The 17,703-nt window shown below is 42.1% G+C and carries 15 protein-coding genes; all 15 read left to right on the top strand.

The features are described 5' to 3' along the window. The first annotated feature begins 31 nt into the window (after positions 1-31). Complete coding sequence (locus AO382_RS08465) at positions 32-724, top strand: NAD(P)H-binding protein (protein WP_064620153.1); 693 nt, start codon at positions 32-34, stop codon at positions 722-724. Positions 725-753: 29 nt separating this feature from the next. Further along, positions 754-2,742 (top strand): transketolase, encoded by a 1,989-nt coding sequence (tkt, locus tag AO382_RS08470; protein WP_064620231.1) that lies wholly within the window; start codon positions 754-756, stop codon positions 2,740-2,742. Between the two features lie 193 nt (positions 2,743-2,935). Beyond that, the gene (pyrH, locus tag AO382_RS08475; protein ID WP_064602011.1) at positions 2,936-3,661 is read left to right on the top strand and encodes a UMP kinase; all 726 of its coding nucleotides are present in this window, start codon (positions 2,936-2,938) and stop codon (positions 3,659-3,661) included. Between the two features lie 105 nt (positions 3,662-3,766). Continuing rightward, positions 3,767-4,321: a ribosome recycling factor gene (gene frr / locus AO382_RS08480; protein WP_064620156.1), complete on the top strand. Its 555-nt coding sequence runs from the start codon at positions 3,767-3,769 to the stop codon at positions 4,319-4,321. A 102-nt stretch (positions 4,322-4,423) separates the two neighbouring features. Next, the gene (gene uppS, locus AO382_RS08485; protein ID WP_064620159.1) at positions 4,424-5,170 is read left to right on the top strand and encodes a polyprenyl diphosphate synthase; all 747 of its coding nucleotides are present in this window, start codon (positions 4,424-4,426) and stop codon (positions 5,168-5,170) included. A 66-nt stretch (positions 5,171-5,236) separates the two neighbouring features. Further along, positions 5,237-6,085 carry a phosphatidate cytidylyltransferase gene (locus AO382_RS08490; RefSeq protein ID WP_064620162.1) on the top strand — a complete coding sequence of 283 codons (849 nt, stop codon included), beginning with the start codon at positions 5,237-5,239 and terminating at the stop codon, positions 6,083-6,085. A gap of 98 nt (positions 6,086-6,183) precedes the next feature. Continuing rightward, entirely contained in the window at positions 6,184-7,428 is a 1,245-nt protein-coding gene (gene dxr / locus AO382_RS08495) for a 1-deoxy-D-xylulose-5-phosphate reductoisomerase (protein WP_064620165.1), read from the top strand. Next, on the top strand, positions 7,425-8,798 hold the full coding sequence (rseP, locus tag AO382_RS08500; protein ID WP_064620168.1) for an RIP metalloprotease RseP: 1,374 nt from the start codon (positions 7,425-7,427) through the stop codon (positions 8,796-8,798). The genes dxr and rseP overlap by 4 nt, the downstream gene beginning before the upstream one ends. A 172-nt stretch (positions 8,799-8,970) precedes the next feature. Next, complete coding sequence (bamA, locus tag AO382_RS08505; protein ID WP_064620171.1) at positions 8,971-11,412, top strand: outer membrane protein assembly factor BamA; 2,442 nt, start codon at positions 8,971-8,973, stop codon at positions 11,410-11,412. After that, positions 11,412-12,425 carry a UDP-3-O-(3-hydroxymyristoyl)glucosamine N-acyltransferase gene (gene lpxD, locus AO382_RS08510; protein ID WP_064620174.1) on the top strand — a complete coding sequence of 338 codons (1,014 nt, stop codon included), beginning with the start codon at positions 11,412-11,414 and terminating at the stop codon, positions 12,423-12,425. Before bamA ends, lpxD begins: the two co-directional genes overlap by 1 nt. A 113-nt stretch (positions 12,426-12,538) precedes the next feature. Continuing rightward, complete coding sequence (gene fabZ, locus AO382_RS08515; protein ID WP_064620177.1) at positions 12,539-13,066, top strand: 3-hydroxyacyl-ACP dehydratase FabZ; 528 nt, start codon at positions 12,539-12,541, stop codon at positions 13,064-13,066. Positions 13,067-13,107: 41 nt separating this feature from the next. Beyond that, on the top strand, positions 13,108-13,881 hold the full coding sequence (gene lpxA, locus AO382_RS08520) for an acyl-ACP--UDP-N-acetylglucosamine O-acyltransferase (RefSeq protein WP_064609682.1): 774 nt from the start codon (positions 13,108-13,110) through the stop codon (positions 13,879-13,881). Between the two features lie 341 nt (positions 13,882-14,222). Next, positions 14,223-15,713, top strand: a complete 1,491-nt coding sequence (locus AO382_RS08525) for a sodium-dependent transporter (protein WP_064620179.1) — start codon at positions 14,223-14,225, stop codon at positions 15,711-15,713. Positions 15,714-15,724: 11 nt separating this feature from the next. Continuing rightward, positions 15,725-15,856, top strand: a complete 132-nt coding sequence (locus AO382_RS10535) for a methionine/alanine import family NSS transporter small subunit (protein ID WP_081261398.1) — start codon at positions 15,725-15,727, stop codon at positions 15,854-15,856. Positions 15,857-16,097: 241 nt separating this feature from the next. Next, a complete protein-coding gene (locus tag AO382_RS08530) occupies positions 16,098-17,702 on the top strand; it encodes a cytochrome ubiquinol oxidase subunit I (RefSeq protein ID WP_064620234.1) in 1,605 nt (534 codons plus the stop codon). Position 17,703: the final 1 nt, after the last annotated feature.

Raw genomic sequence — 17,703 nt, forward strand, 5'->3', positions numbered from 1 at the left:
AAGCCATCAAATATCTGGGATGAATGTGATAATGAAAGCCTTAGTCATCGGCGCCACAGGTGCCACAGGTCGAGCACTTACCGAGCAGCTACTGACCGATCCTGATTATGACAGCGTGCATGTTTTTGTGCGTAAAGATATGGATATCTGTCATGATAAGCTGACAGTGCATCTGATTGATTTTGATCAGCCTGAAACTTGGGCGGAGGCTGTCAAGGGTGATGTGCTGTATTCATGCTTGGGTACGACGCTTAAGCAAGCAGGCTCAAAAGATCGTCAGTGGCAGGTTGATTATGAGTATCAGCTTGCCTTTGCTGAAGCGGCTGCGATCAATGGCGTGCCTTATTATGTGCTGATATCGGCTGAGAACGCCGATGCAAACTCTTGGCTATTTTATCCACGCCTAAAAGGGACTCTGGAAAGGGCGGTGTCAAACTTATCTTTTGAGCGATGTGTGATTGTCAGACCGCCCCTATTAAAGCGCCCTAACACCGATCGTGTCGCCGAAAAAATTGGCGAGACTGTCTTGGGCACAATCAGCCAAATAAAGCCATTTGGCAGCCTAAAACCCATGCCTGTGGCGGATTTGGCAAGGGCCATGAGACAAGCAATTAAGCAAGACAAATCAGGCATTATCGCCAAAGAGATGCTATGGCAATTGTCAGCACTTGATCGCCAAAATGACCAAATTTCAAAGCCCAAAAATACTGAAAATATGATATAATGAAGCAAATTTTGTTAGGAACTTTGCTGATGCCAATCGAACTTAACCAACGCCATAACGCCAATGCCATCCGTATTCTTGCGATGGATGCCGTCCAACAAGCCAACTCAGGTCACCCAGGGGCACCGATGGGTATGGCGGATATCGCAGAAGTGCTATGGCGAGAGTTTTTACGCCATAATCCAAAAAATGCCAAATGGGTAAACCGTGATCGCTTTGTGCTATCTAATGGTCATGGCTCAATGTTATTGTATGCCTTGCTACATTTGACTGGTTATGATTTAAGCATTGATGATCTTAAAAATTTCCGTCAGCTACATTCAAAAACCGCAGGTCATCCTGAATACGGTTATGCCGATGGTATCGAGACGACCACAGGACCTTTAGGTCAGGGTATTGCTAATGCCGTTGGTTTTGCGTTGGCTGAGAAGACTTTGGCAGCACAGTTTAACAAACCTGACAATGCAATTATTGATCATTTTACCTATGCGTTTTTGGGCGATGGTTGTTTGATGGAAGGTGTTAGCCATGAAGCATGCTCACTGGCAGGTACTTTGGGGCTTGGTAAACTGATTGCTTATTATGATGATAATGGCATTTCAATTGATGGCGAGGTTGAAGGTTGGTTTTCTGATGATACTGCCAAACGATTTGAAGCGTATGGCTGGCAAGTGTTAAAAATTGATGGGCATGATGCTGATGCCATTCGTGATGCCACCAATCAAGCCAGAGCAGAATCAGCCAAACCGACATTGATTATTTGCAAAACCATTATTGGTTTGGGCTCGCCTAATAAACAAGGTAAAGAAATTAGCCATGGCGCACCTTTAGGCTTAGACGAAATTGCTTTGACACGCACGCAAATGGGCTGGGCGGACACCACGCCTTTTATAATTACCGATGAGATGTATCGTGCTTGGGATGCCACCGCCAAAGGCAGTACCGATGAAGCAGCTTGGAATAAACAGTTTGCTGAGTATCAAGATAAATATCCTAAGGAAGCTGCTGAGCTTTTACGCCGTTTCAGTGGTGATTTGCCAGAGAACTTTGATCAGCTGGCAGATGAATTTATCCAAACTTGCGTCCAAAAAGCAGAAAGTATCGCCACACGCAAAGCCAGCCAAAACGCCATCGCAGCACTTGCACCACACTTACCTGAAATCTTGGGCGGTTCAGCTGACCTTGCAGGTTCAAACCTAACTTTATGGTCAGGGGCTAAAGGCGTTCAAGAGTACGCCGATGGTAATTATGTTCATTATGGTGTGCGTGAATTTGGCATGACAGCGATTGCCAACGGTGTGGCACTGCATGGTGGATTTATCCCCTACACAGCGACATTTTTGATGTTTATGGAATATGCTCGTAATGCTGTGCGTATGTCATCGCTGATGAAGCAGCGTGTGATCAATGTTTATACTCACGACTCAATTGGTCTGGGTGAAGATGGTCCAACGCACCAGCCTGTCGAGCAGATTGCTAATTTACGCATGACCCCAAATCATTATGTATGGCGTCCTTGTGATACTGTTGAGACAGCAGTGGCATGGAAGATGGCACTGAAAACAAAAACTACCCCTTCATCATTGATTTTATCTCGTCAGAATTTGACATTTCAATCTCGCAGCGATGAGCAAATTCAGAATATCGAAAAAGGCGGGTATGTTTTAGCACCCGAAATAGGTACTCTTCGAGCAATCATCATCGCAACAGGTTCTGAAGTTGAGCTTGCGATGCAGGCGTATGAGCAACTAGAAGGCGTGCGTGTGGTTTCTATGCCATGTGCTGAGATTTTTGTTAAGCAGGACAGTGGTTATATCGAAAGTGTGTTACCATCTGATGTTCGTGTGCGTGTTGCTGTTGAGGCGGCAATCACGGATTATTGGTATAAATTTGTTGGGTTAGATGGCAAGGTTGTTGGTATGACGACATTTGGAGAGTCTGCACCTGCCAAGGTATTGTTTGAGCATTTTGGTATCACAACCCAAGCCGTGGTGGATGCGGTAAATTCTTTACTTTAATCGTATCAGATAATAAAAAATCGGGTGATTGTATGACACCCGATTTTTTATTTTAAGCAATGGTTAAAAATGATGATGGTTAGATTGCTCACATTTATCAGTATCAAAAATTGATGAAATATGCTAAAATTGGGAAAATATGTCCTAATTTTGTAAGGGCGAAATAAGCCACTTTAATCAGCTTGGGGGCTGTATGTCTGATAAAAATCCACAATTTTCACGCATTTTATTAAAACTATCGGGTGAAGCGCTGGCTGGCGGTCGTGATATGGGCATTGATGCTAATATCTTGGATCAAATGAGCCTATCCATTGCACATCTTCGAGGGCTGGGTGTTCAAGTTGGTATTGTTGTTGGTGGTGGCAATTTGTACCGTGGTAGTACGCTACAAAAACAAGGGTTGGTTGGTCGTGTGACAGGTGACCAAATGGGCATGCTCGCAACCGTGATGAATGGTTTGGCAATGCGTGATGCCTTGGTACGCCGAAATATTAAAACTCGCCTAATGTCAGCGATTGCCATTGATACAGTGGTTGAGTCATATTCTAGCCGTGATGCGATACGCCACTTAAATAATGGCGAGGTGTGTATCTTTGTGGCGGGTACGGGCAATCCATTTTTTACCACAGATACCGCAGCGTGCTTGCGTGGCATCGAGATTGAAGCAGGTTTGATCTTAAAAGCAACCAAAGTTGATGGTGTGTATGATAAAGATCCAACAACCGATGATAATGCGGTTAAATTTGACAGTTTGAGTTTTGATGAAGTGCTTGAAAAAAAGCTTGGTGTGATGGATTTAACAGCGATTGCGTTATGCCGAGAGCATAATGTGCCGCTACAAGTTTTTGATATGAATAAACCAAATGCACTGCTGAATGTGGTTATGGGTGAGGCTGAAGGTACACGAGTTTATCACTAAGCTTAGCATTTATACCTTAATATTCATATAAAATTTATTTATATGAAATATGTGAGATAAAATTGAGTTAAAGATTTAGACAATTGTGATGATTAAGGAAATTTTATGATTAATGAAATTAAAACAGATGGCGAAAGCCGCATGCAAAAATCTATTGAATCTTTGGAAGCTGCTTTTAGTAAGCTGCGTACTGGTCGAGCCCATCCAGGGATTTTATCAGGCGTGATGGTCAGTTATTATGGTTCTGATACACCATTAAATCAGGTAGCCAGTATCAATGTAGAAGACAGTCGCACTTTATTGGTGCAGCCATTTGAGCGGTCTATGGTACAAGCTGTTGATAAGGCAATCCGTGAAGCGGATTTGGGTCTAAATCCAATGACCGCTGATGTGATTCGTGTCCCAATGCCTGCTTTGACCGAAGAGACACGCCGTGATATGCAAAAAATTGCTCGCAATGATGCTGAGCAAACACGCATTTCTGTGCGTAATATTCGCCGTGATATGCTAAGCGATATTAAAGATTTGCTAAAAGATAAAGAAATATCAGAAGATGATGAACGCCGTGCTTCAGATGACATTCAAAAATTAACGGACAAATTCATCGCAACCATTGATAGTCGCCTAGAGAAAAAAGAAAGCGAGCTGATGGAAGTGTGATTGACGATAAATGAAAGATAGCATGGGTAAGGAGTTTTCTTTATCCATGTTATTCATTTATTTAGATTAGATTTAAAGTTAAATGACGGTAATTGTAACACCATGACAACCCAAATTTGTGAGTCTTTACCCATCATTCCCAAGCACATTGCCATCATTATGGATGGTAATAATCGCTTTGGTAAATCCAAACAGCTGGCAACAGGTGCAGGCCATGTGGCGGGTAAAGATGCACTTGATCCGATTGTTGAGCATTGTTTGGCTTTAGGGGTTGAGGTGCTGACGGTATTTGCATTTTCAAGTGAAAATTGGGCACGCCCAAAAGATGAGGTGGATCTTTTGATGCGTCTTTTGTCCCAAACGATTTACGAGCAGCTACCACGCATGAATCAGCACCGTATCCGTCTGCGTTTTATCGGTGATAGAAGTCAAATCGATGGCGACTTGGTAGAGCTTATGGCAGAGGCAGAAGTAAAGACGGCGCATTTTGATGCGATGACTTTGGTGATTGCTATCAGCTATGGCGGACAATGGGACATTGCCAATGCCACCAAAAAACTTGCCAAACAAGTTGAGGCAGGCAAGCTTTGCGCTGATAGTATTGATACTCAGACGATCGGCGCGCAGCTGGAATTGGCTGATTTGCCACCGGTGGATATGCTTATCCGTACAGGCGGAGAGTACCGCATTTCAAATTTTTTACTTTGGCAGGCGGCATATGCTGAATTGTTTTTTACGCCCACATTATGGCCTGAATTTGGCTGTGATGAGCTTGATGAGATGATTCGTATTTTTGCTGGTCGTGAGCGTCGATTTGGCATGACAAGTGAACAAATCCAAAAAACCTAAGTGCTGAATTTAACTGATAGTTAAAGCACTTTAAAATTGATAACTTTTTGCAAGGATGTTTTAGTAATGTGGCAACGAATAAAAACGGCGATAATTTTGGTTTTGATTGTTGGATTTGCGTTATTTGCAAGCTCAATGCCGATTTTTGTGTTGCCACTATTAGCCATTGGGGTTTTGATCGCTGCACATGAATGGACAAAACTCATGCCAAAATGCAGACAGCCTGTACAGTTTATTTTGGCAGTTTTAATCATCACCATGTTATCGGTTGCACTGCCTTGGACTTGGGTATTTTGGTGGACAGTATCGCTGGGTATTTGGGTAATGGCAACGGCATGGGTCGCACAATACCCCAATAAAGAACGATGGTATGGTAGGCGACTGGTGTATATGGGTGCGGTCATTCTCACCGCTGCTATCACCGCCATGTATGGGCTTTGGCAGATGTCGCCTTGGTGGCTGATGTATGTGTTTTTATTGGTATGGTGTGCTGATAGTGGGGCTTATTTTGTTGGCAGAAAATTTGGCAAACGAAAAATGGCACCCAATGTATCACCCAATAAAAGTATTGAAGGCTTATGCGGTGGCTTAATGGTTTCTGGAGTGGTCACTGTGGCAGTTGGTTATTATTTGCAGCTGTCTGGTATGTCATTGGTATTGTTTTTGATTTTGTCTTGGCTAACGGTACTTGCCAGTGTACTGGGCGACTTATTTGAATCTATGCTAAAACGCCGTGCAGGCATCAAAGATTCTGGGACAATTCTACCAGGTCATGGTGGTATTTTGGATCGAATTGATTCGCTACTTTCAGCGACACCGATATTTGCATTGGGTTTTTGGCTATTATTAAAACTTGGTATTTTTACAGAAGTTTGGATAAAAATGTACTTTGCAACCATGCAAGTGCCTTTTTGATGAGCGTGATTGATGAATGAGATGGATTAATTTATGTTTATTAATTATATTTATTAATTAAATCAAAAAATATTATTAGAATAAATTTAAGGATAATAATGGCAGATACGCTTCAATCTTTGGCGATACTTGGTGCAACAGGGTCTATTGGTAATAGTACACTGGCAATTATTCGTCAGCATCCCAATCGTTATCGTATTCATGCATTAACAGGATTTTCTCGTGCCGATAAATTATTGGCATTGGCGATGGAATTTAACCCTGTCAAAATCTGCACCTCGCCTGATAATTATGAACAATTAAGCCAAAAAGTTGCTGATGCAGGATTGGATACTGTCATACTTTCAGGCGATGAAGGTTTGATTGAGATTGCCAGTGATGAAGCGGTAGATACGGTGGTGGCAGCCATTGTTGGTGCAGCGGGCCTGTCGTCTACATTGGCGGCAGCGGGTGCAGGCAAAAGAATTTTATTAGCCAATAAAGAGTCGCTTGTGATGGCGGGTGATTTGGTCATCAAAACTGCCAAAAAATACGGTGCAACCATTCTACCAATTGATTCAGAACACAATGCCATTTATCAGTGCTTGCCTGCCGCCATTCAAGCAGATAATACTGCCATTCACCATACAGCCTATGGCATCAAAAAACTGTGGCTAACAGCGTCTGGTGGCAGCTTTTTGGATAAGTCAATCAAGCAAATGCAAAACGCCAGTGTCAAAGAAGCGGTCAATCACCCCAATTGGTCAATGGGTCAAAAAATCTCCATTGATTCTGCTACGATGATGAATAAAGGGCTTGAGCTGATTGAAGCTTGCCATTTATTTGACCTAAAAGAGCATCAAATTCAAGTGGTGATTCACCCAAATAGCGTCGTACATTCTTTGGTGGAATATGTTGATGGCAGTTTTTTGGCACAGTTAGGTACGCCTGATATGAAAACACCCATTGCACATGCATTGGCATATCCTGAGCGTATCAAATCAGGCGTCATGCCTTTAGACTTGTATCAGCTTGGCAGTCTGAAATTTTTGGCGCCAGATTTGGATAAATTTGCCTGTCTAAAATTAGCACGACATGCCGCAAGATTGGGTACGGGAGCGTGTATTGCACTAAATGCTGCCAACGAAATTGCGGTAGAGGCTTTTTTGGCAGAAAAAATTTGTCTCACAGATATTGCTGTGATTGTTAAGGCGTGTCTAGATGATAAGACAATTACCCAAGATTATTCACAGGATTTTGGTGATGAAGTGCTAGGGCTTGAGCGTATATTGACGATGGATAAAAAGGTTCGTAAGATTGCCATGGCTAAGATAAAGTTACTTAAACAAGGTGATGTGTTATGACGGCATTATATATGTTTCTTGCCGCTGTTTGTATACTCGGGCCTTTGGTTGCTTTACATGAGTTTGGGCATTATATCGTTGCTCGTTTATGTGGGGTTAAGGTACAAACATATTCAATTGGTTTTGGGCCAAAACTACTTGCTTGGACTTCTAAACGCTCAGGTATACGCTACCAAATCGCCGCCATTCCTTTGGGCGGCTATGTTAAAATGCTGGACGGTCGTCATGAATCTGTCACAGATGAATTAAAGTCAGTTGCGTTTGATCATCAGCACCCTTTAAAAAAAATTGCCATCGTTGCAGCTGGCCCTGTCATGAATTTTTTGATTGCCATTGGGCTGTTTTGGGTGCTATTTTTATTACCTAGTGAGCAGCTTAACACCCGAATTGGTGAAATTATTGACAATTCACCTGCGGCTGCCAGTGGTTTGGTAGTTGGTGATAAAATTATCAGTATCGATTCAAAATCAGTCAATACTTGGCAGCAGACCGCCTACGCATTGGCATCTAAAATGGGTGAAAGTACCACCATTCACATTGGTGTCAATCGTGATGGGCAAGTACTTCAAAAAACTGCCAAGGTTTTGCATTTTATGCAGACCAAAGAGCATCGTGAGCCTAATGATCCTTTAAGTAGTTTGGGTATTTTACCTTATCAACCCATCATTTCACCTGTGGTCGGCGAGGTGCTTTCTGACGGTGCTGGTGCGTTGATGGGTCTACAAACTGGCGATGTCTTCACGGTTATTCATGGCGAACCAATCAATGATTGGCTAAGTGCCACCAAAATTATTCAGGAAAATCCAGAAACCATGCTTGATGTGACAGTCATGCGTCAAGGTGAGCAGGTTGATTTAAAATTAATGCCCCGTGGTGTAAAGACACAAAACGGCGTGGTCGGTCAACTGGGTATTCGCCCCCAAATTGATACCGATACGCTCATTCCTGATGAATATCGTATGACGATTCAATATGGTGTCGGTGAGGCATTCACCCAAGCCACCCGACGAACTTATGATTTATCAATGATGACCTTGGATGCGATGGGTAAGATGATTACAGGATTGATTGGCATTGAAAATCTATCAGGCCCCATAGCCATTGCCGATGTTTCTAAGACCAGTTTTGAGTTGGGATTTCAAGAAGTACTATCGACAGCTGCAATCATCAGCTTAAGCTTGGCAGTACTGAATCTTTTACCCATTCCAGTGTTAGATGGTGGGCATTTGGTATTTTATACTTATGAATGGATTATGGGTAAATCTATGAATGAAGCGGTGCAGATGGCGGCATTTAAAGCAGGTGCGCTTTTGCTTTTTTGTTTCATGTTACTTGCAATCAGTAACGATATCATGCGATTTTTTGGCTAAGTTTTGATTTATCGTACTGTTAACAAAATTTTTGGTTTTTTTAAGCTGAAATACTTGCCAAATTTAACTTTTTGGCTTACCTTTACACAATATAAATTTTGGTGTAGAAAATTTTTGATACATTTTTATACCTTATTTTTAGAAATTTTAAAAATTAAGTTTGGATAGACTTATGCGTAATTCATATTTTAAAGGTTTTCAGGTCAGTGCAATGACAATGGCTGTCATGATGGTAATGTCAACTCATGCCCAAGCGGCGGATTTTGTGGCAAATGACATTGCCATCACAGGACTACAGCGAGTGACCATTGAAAGCTTACAAAGCGTGCTGCCGTTTCGCTTGGGTCAAGTGGTGAGTGAAGCACAATTGGCTGATGGTGTCAAAGCACTTTATGCAACAGGCAATTTTTCAGATGTGCAAGTCTATCATCAAGAAGGGCGTATCATCTATCAGGTAACCGAAAGGCCGTTAATCGCTGAGATTAATTTTGAGGGCAATCGCTTAATTCCAAAAGAAGGTCTACAAGAAGGGCTAAAAAATGCTGGCTTAGCTGTGGGTCAACCACTAAAACAAGCCACGGTACAGATGATTGAAACCGAGCTTGCCAATCAATATATATCACAAGGCTATTATAATACCGAAATTACTGTCAAACAGACGATGCTTGATGGTAATCGTGTTAAGCTTGATATGACCTTTGCCGAAGGTAAACCTGCACGGGTGGTTGATATTAATATCATTGGCAATCAGCATTTTAGCGATGCAGATTTGATTGATGTGCTTGCGATTAAGGATAATAAAATCAATCCACTGTCTAAAGCTGACCGTTATACTCAAGAAAAGCTGGTTACCAGTTTAGAGAATTTGCGTGCTAAATATCTCAATGCAGGGTTTGTGCGTTTTGAGATTAAAGATGCCAAGCTTAATATTAATGAAGATAAAAACCGTATCTTTGTTGAAATTTCATTGCATGAAGGTGAGCAATATCGCTTTGGACAGACACAGTTTTTGGGTAATTTAACTTATACTCAGGCAGAACTTGAAGCACTGCTTAAATTCAAGGCAGAAGACGGGTTTTCACAAGCCATGCTTGAGCAAACAACAAACAATATCAGTGCCAAATTTGGTGACGATGGCTATTATTATGCTCAAATCCGTCCTGTAACACGCATTAATGATGAAAGTCGTACGGTTGATGTGGAATATTATATTGACCCTGTACGCCCTGTCTATGTACGCCGTATTAATTTTACAGGTAACTTTAAGACCCAAGATGAAGTACTCCGCCGTGAGATGCGACAACTTGAAGGTGCGTTGGCATCCAACCAAAAGATTCAGCTGTCACGCGCACGCCTAATGCGCACAGGTTTCTTTAAAAATGTCACCGTTGATACCCGTCCAGTACCCAACTCACCTGATCAGGTTGATGTGAATTTTGTGGTTGAAGAACAACCTTCAGGATCATCAACCATCGCAGCAGGCTACTCTCAAAGTGGTGGTGTAACTTTTCAATTTGATGTTTCTCAAAATAACTTTATGGGTACAGGTAAGCGTGTCAATGCTTCGTTTTCTCGCTCTGAGACCCGTGAGGTGTATAGTTTGGGTATGACCAACCCATACTTTACCGTGAATGGTGTCTCGCAAAGCTTAAGTGGCTACTATCGTAAAACCAAGTATGATAACAAGAATATCAGTAATTATGTACTTGATTCTTATGGCGGCTCATTAAGCTATGGCTATCCGATCGATGAAAATCAGCGATTAAGTCTAGGGGTGAATATCGATAATACTGAAGTGCGTGGTGGTCGTTTTATGGGTATTAGTAATGTCAAGCAGCTGATTGATGATGGTGGTGACATTTCAGTTGATGCCAATGGCATCCCTGATTTTAAAAATGACTATACTAGCTATAATGCCATCTTGGGATGGAGTTACTCAAGCTTAGATCGCCCAGTATTCCCAACCAAAGGTATGAGTCATAATGTGGATTTAACATTCGGCTTTGGTGATAAAACTCATCAAAAAGTGGTTTATCAAGGCAATATCTATCGCCCATTTGTCAAAAAATCAGTCTTGCGTGGATACGCCAAGTTAGGCTATGGCAATAATTTACCATTTTATGAAAATTTCTATGCAGGCGGCTATGGCTCGGTTCGTGGCTATGATCAATCCTCTTTGGGTCCACGCTCACAAGCCTATTTGACAGCTCGTCGTGGTCAACAAACCATACTAGGAGAGGTTGTTGGCGGTAATGCTTTGGCAACTTTCGGTAGTGAGCTGATTTTACCTTTGCCATTTAAAGGTGATTGGGTGGATCAGGTGCGTCCAGTGATATTCATTGAGGGTGGTCAAGTTTTTGATACAACAGGTATGGATAAACAAACCATTGATTTAACCCAATTTAAAGACCCACAAGCAACAGCTGAGCAAAATGCAAAAGCAGCCAATCGCCCGTTACTAACCCAAGATAAACAGTTGCGTTATAGTGCTGGTGTTGGTGCAACTTGGTATACGCCCATTGGACCTTTATCTATTAGCTATGCCAAGCCATTAAATAAAAAACAAAATGATCAGACCGATACGGTACAGTTCCAGATTGGTAGTGTCTTTTAATGCCAAGTCTTCATGAAATGATGACTGCCATCGAAAAATATCAGAGCGTGCTTAATAAAGATGATATTGATGGCAGTATTAAGATAACAGGCGTGGCAAATTTATCGGCAGCCACCAAGCATCAAGTTGCGTTTTTGGCAAAAGCAAAATATCTTGATGAACTCAATCAAACAAATGCAGGAGTTGTACTATTATCTGAACAATTCATCAATGAAGCACGGATGATTAACCCTAAGTGTTTGTATGTATTGGTCAAAGATGCTTATTTGGCCTATGCATGTGTTAGCACACTGTTCGTCTCTTCATGTGTGACAGGCATTCACCACACGGCAATCGTTGCAGATTCAGCTGTTATTGGTAATCAAGTTAGTATTGGTGCAAATGCCGTCATTGGTGAAAAAGTGGTTTTGGCTGATGGCGTTGTAGTGGGTGCAGGTGCGATTATCGGTGAGCGTACCCAAATCGGTGCAGGCAGTCAAATCGATGCTGCTGCTGTTATTCATCATGATTGCATCATTGGCGAGCAAACACGCATTCATAGCCATGCAAATATTGGGTCAGAAGGGTTTGGCTTTGCCCCTGTAGCAACTCAAGATGGACGACAGTGGCAGCGTATTGCACAGCTGGGGCGAGTGATTATTGGTAATCATGTGCGTATTGGTAGCCATACCTGTATTGATCGTGGTGCGGTGGATGATACTGTCATTAGTGATGATGTGATTATTGATAATTTGGTACAAATTGCTCATAATGTTCACATTGGTCGTGGTACAGCCATTGCTGCCAACTGTGGCATTGCAGGCAGCACCAAAATCGGTAAAAATTGCCTGATTGGTGGTGCGGTGGGTATCAGCGGGCATTTGACAATCGCTGATGATGTCACCATTACCAGTATGAGTATGGTCATTGCCAATATCCAAAAATCAGGAAGTTACTCTTCTGGTACTGCTGCCATGCCTTCTTTAAAGTGGCGGCGTGCGGCGGCAAGATTTCGTCAAATGGGTGAAAAATAACCCAAAGTTTGATTGGTTAATGGGCTGGGTGTGTTCATTTTTTTGATTGATTGATTGAATTGGGTATGGGTAAATAAAAATAATCTTTTATCCTTTTATTCATAAGGAAATTTATGTCTATTTCAAACATTGATTTTGATTTATTAGAGGCTGCTGATATTCACGCATTGAGTGATCGTGGTGTCACATTGCCACTGCACTATAACCAAATTAAGCATTATTTGCCGCATCGCTATCCATTCATGCTGATTGACCGAGTGACCGCTTGTAAACCCAATGAGTGGATCACAGGATATAAAAATATCAGTATCAATGAAGAGTTATTTAACGGTCATTTTCCAGACAATCCAATCATGCCAGGCGTACTACAAGTTGAAGCAATGGCACAGCTATCGGGTATTTTAGGTTTCATCAGTGCAGGGCAGACCGCTGATGATGGTTATCTATACTTGTTTGCAGGTGTGGATAAAGTTCGTTTTAAAAAAGTTGTTACCTCAGGCGATCAGCTGGTGATTCGCTCAAAAGTTATGATGAATAAACGAGATGTTTATAAATTTGAGTGCACTGCCCATGTTGATGGTCAATTAACTTGCAGTGCTGAAATTATGATTGCTCGCCAAAAGGTGGATGGCATCAAATGATTAACATGCAATCATTTGAGATAAATTTTTAAGAGGTAACCATGACGATTCATCCTACGGCGATTATTGATGAGTCTGCAATCATAGATGATTTAGCCATCATTGGACCTTATTGTATCATCGGCAAAAACAGCAAGATTGGCGCACATACTGTGCTTCGTAGTCATGTCATCATTGGTGAGAATACTACCATTGGCGCACATAATGACATTTACCAATTTGCCAGTGTTGGTGAAAATCCCCAAGATTTAAAATACGCAGGTGAGGCTACTTATCTTGAGATTGGCGATCGTAATCGCATTCGCGAAGCGTGCACCATCCATCGTGGCACCGCCCAAGATCAAGGCGTGACCCGTATCGGCAACCAAAACCTGTTTATGGTCAATGTGCACATTGCTCATGACTGTTGGGTAGGGGATCACAATGTATTGGCAAATAATGTGGGTGTTGCTGGACATGCTTATATTGGTAATCATGTGATTATCGGCGGTCAATCTGGCGTCCACCAATTTTGCCGAATTGATGACTATAGCATGATCGGCGGTGCCAGCTTAATTGTCAAAGATGTGGCGGCATATGTGACGGTGTCAGGCAATCCTGCCAAGGCGCATGGCATAAATAAAGAAGGCATGCGCCGAAAAGGATGGTCACAAGAAACCATCAAAGCACTGGATGAAGCATATCGATTGGTGTTTCGCTCAGGGCTACTGCGTGACGAGGCTTTGACCGAGCTTAAAAAGCTGGTCGAAGCAGAGCCTAAAGTGCAGCTTTTGATTGACTCAATCACTAATAGCAAGCGTGGCTTGGTTCGATAAATTGAAAAAAGATGAAAAGTTATTGAATTTTTTAATTTATTCTTAAATAATAATAAATTTATTTAAATAATCTATCGCATTTGCAAAACCTGTAACGATTTGTTGTAGGTTTTTTACTTTTAATTATTGGATTTGTTTGACTTTTTTTGTAAGTTCATACAAACTATAGTGGTGCATTTATCATTTTAAAAACTTATCTTAAAAAGTTTGGATAAAACACCAAAATAAAAAGTGGGCGCGGTGATTAAATGACTGGAGTTTGACACTTAGACTTTAGGATATGTCACACGCAAGAATATTTGATACTCTCAAAAGAGTGATAGGATTTTAGGAGAGCTTATATGTCGGCGCAACGAGAAAGTTGGTCAGCACGCTCTGGCTTTATTTTGGCAGCCATCGGATCGGCTGTTGGTTTGGGTAATATCTGGCGTTTCCCCTATGTTTCTTATGAAAATGGCGGTGGCGCATTCTTTTTACCGTATTTGATCGCACTTGCGACGGCAGGATTCCCTTTGCTGTTTTTAGACTATGTCATGGGTCAAAAATACAAAGGTGCGCCGCCAACGGCTTATCGCCGTTTGATCAAATCAGCCGAAGGCATTGGCTGGTGGCAAGTGACGGTTTGTACCATTATCGGTATTTATTATGCATCAGTGTTGAGCTGGGCGGGTAACTACACGCTATTTGCAGTTGGTCAGCAGTGGGGTGAAGATACCGAAGGGTTTTTCTTTAATACCTACCTACAAAATGCCAGTGAATTAACCATGGCTTATTCATCACAGCTGTTAATCGGCTTGGTGGTTGTTTGGACGATGGTATTGCTGATTTTATACGGTGGCATCAAAAAAGGTGTGGAGCTGTCTAATAAAATTTTCATTCCTTTGTTGGTGATCATGTTTGGCGTATTGGTTGCGCGCGCAGTCACTTTGCCGGGTGCAACAATAGGTCTGGATACGTTCTTTGCGCCTAACTGGGAAAAAATGGCGGATCCTAAGGTTTGGCTAGCTGCTTATGGACACGTGTTTTTCTCGATGTCGATTGGTTTTGGGATCATGGTGACTTATGCTTCATACCTTAAACGTAATGCTAACTTGACTGGTTCAGGCTTGGTGGTTGGTTTTGCCAACTCATCGTTTGAGCTTTTAGCAGGCATTGGGATTTTCTCTGTTTTGGGTTTTATGGCTCAGGCGTCAGGTGTGCCAGTTTCTGAAGTGGTTTCAGGCGGTATCGGTCTTGCATTCATTGCCTTCCCAAAAATCATCTCAACCATGGGTGATGCAGGCAATTTGGTAGGTATTTTGTTCTTTGGATCTTTGTTTGTCGCTGGCGTGACTTCGATGGTATCAATTCTGCAAGTGCCTATTTCAGCTATCCAAGATAAGTTTGGCTGGTCAAAACAGCAGTCCGTCACCATTGTTGGGTTGGGTTCAGCGATCATCTCGATTGCGTTATTTGGTTCTCAAAATGCCATCACATTTGTGGATGTGATCGATAATTTTGTGAATAATATCGGCATCGTCTTTGGTGCGATTTTATCTATCATTTGGGTAACTTGGTTTAATCGCAATAAGCTGCCTGAATTGATTAATCATATCAATGCCATCTCAAGTGTGAAAGTAGGCGCGGTTTGGTCATTCATGCTGACGATTGTGACGCCGATCGCTTTGATTGTCACTTTGGGTTTGACGCTTAAATCATTACTTACCGAAGGTTATGGCGGTTATCCGGTCAATGTGCAGTTTATCTTTGGATGGGGCGTGATCATTATCTGTGCCATCTTGGCACTGGTATTACCGCGCATCAAAGGTCATTCATCTCATGAAGAACAATAAGGAGGTTTAAAATGGGAACTTTAGCACTGATCATTATGATTGTTGCAATGGTAGCAATTTGGGGTGGTCTGATCATCTCTGCACTGCACCTTACCAAACATCCTGATATTGATATGGATAAAGTGCCATCTCATCATCGATGATGGAGCACTCCAAAAACCCGTCAAGCTTCTGACTTGACGGGTTTTTATTTGGTTTATTCAATCTTAAAAAATGACTCTAGCTTTCATAAATTATCCATGGTTTTTGTTAGAGATATTGGCTATAATGATTTGAGTTTTACACTGACAACGTACATGGATGGGTCGCCTTGACTGATGTCATCAAAATATAAAGCTGTTTATTGGGAGAATGACAGCTTTTGCCATTTTTAAGGGATTTGGTATGATTACCGAGCATCTGGTTGATATATCACGTCTGCAGTTCGCTGTGACTGCACTTTATCATTTTTTATTTGTGCCGTTAACGCTTGGGATGACATGGCTTTTGGTCATCATGGAAGCCGTTTATTTAACAACGGGCAAAGAAATTTGGAAAGACATGACCCGGTTTTGGGGTAAGCTATTTGGAATTAATTTTGTGCTTGGGGTAACTACAGGCATAACCATGGAATTTCAATTTGGTACAAACTGGGCATATTATTCACATTATGTGGGCGACATCTTTGGCGCACCGCTTGCCATCGAAGGCTTGATGGCTTTTTTCCTTGAGTCCACCATGGTTGGGCTATTTTTCTTCGGCTGGGATAGAATGTCTCGGCTGCAGCACTTCACAACAACGGTACTGATGGCACTGGGTACCAGTTTATCAGCATTGTGGATTTTGGTAGCAAATGGCTGGATGCAAAATCCAGTTGGCGCTGAATTTAATTATGAAACTATGCGCATGGAAATGGTCAGCTTTGCTGAAGTTTTCTTGAATCCTGATGCCCAAAATAAATTTGTTCATACTGTCTCGGCAGGCTATGTGACAGGCGCATCTTTTGTGCTTGGGGTGTCCGCATGGTATCTGCTAAAAGGGCGGGATATTGCGTTTGCTAAGCGCAGTTTTCATGTTGCGGCGGCATTTGGCTTTGCTGCCATCTGTAGCGCCATTGTTTTGGGAGATGAGTCTGGATACTCGATCGGACAAGCTCAACAAACCAAATTAGCAACCATGGAAGCCATGTGGGAGACTGAACCTGCACCAGCAGGCTTTAATGTCATTGCAGATATTAATGAAGCAGAACAAAAAAATAACTGGTCTTTGCATATCCCTTATGTCATGGGCGTGATTGGAACTCGGTCAATAGATACTGAGATTTTGGGTATTCAAGATATTAAAAAACTCAATGCCGATCACATCGTGAACGGCATGACCGCTGTTAGTGCTTTGGATTTGATGCGTCAAAATAAGCTAAATGGCGTTGAAAATCCGCAGGCTTTGATTGACGTTTTTGAGGAGCATAAAGAAGATTTGGGCTTCGGACTGCTCCTCAAAAAATACACCGATAATATGGCCGATGTCACCCCAGAAATGCTCTCAAAAGCCGTGGATGACAGTGTACCGCGCGTCGCTCCGATGTTTTGGACATTCCGTGTGATGGTGGGCATGGGTGTGCTGATGCTTGTTTTGTATAGCTTGTGCTTATTCTTTACTTTGAAAGGTAATTTTATGAGCAAGCCTTGGCTACTTAAATTTGCCATGATTATGATTCCTGCACCTTGGATTGCCATAGAAGCAGGGTGGTTTGTCGCAGAATATGGTCGTCAGCCGTGGACAGTTTACGGGATTTTACCGACACACTTATCAGTTTCTAATATCGATGTGAGTAATGTGATTTTATCCATGGCGGGTTTTGTCATTTTTTATACCCTATTGGCGATCGTTGAGGTGTATTTGATGCTTAAATATGTGCGTCTTGGTCCTGCAAGTCTTGGGACAGGTAAGTACTACGGAGAAACGGCATCAGAGCATTTAATTCAGCCATCCGATAAGCAGGAGGTATAAC

Source organism: Moraxella catarrhalis, assembly GCF_001656295.1.
Taxonomy (GTDB): Bacteria; Pseudomonadota; Gammaproteobacteria; order Pseudomonadales; family Moraxellaceae; genus Moraxella; species Moraxella veridica.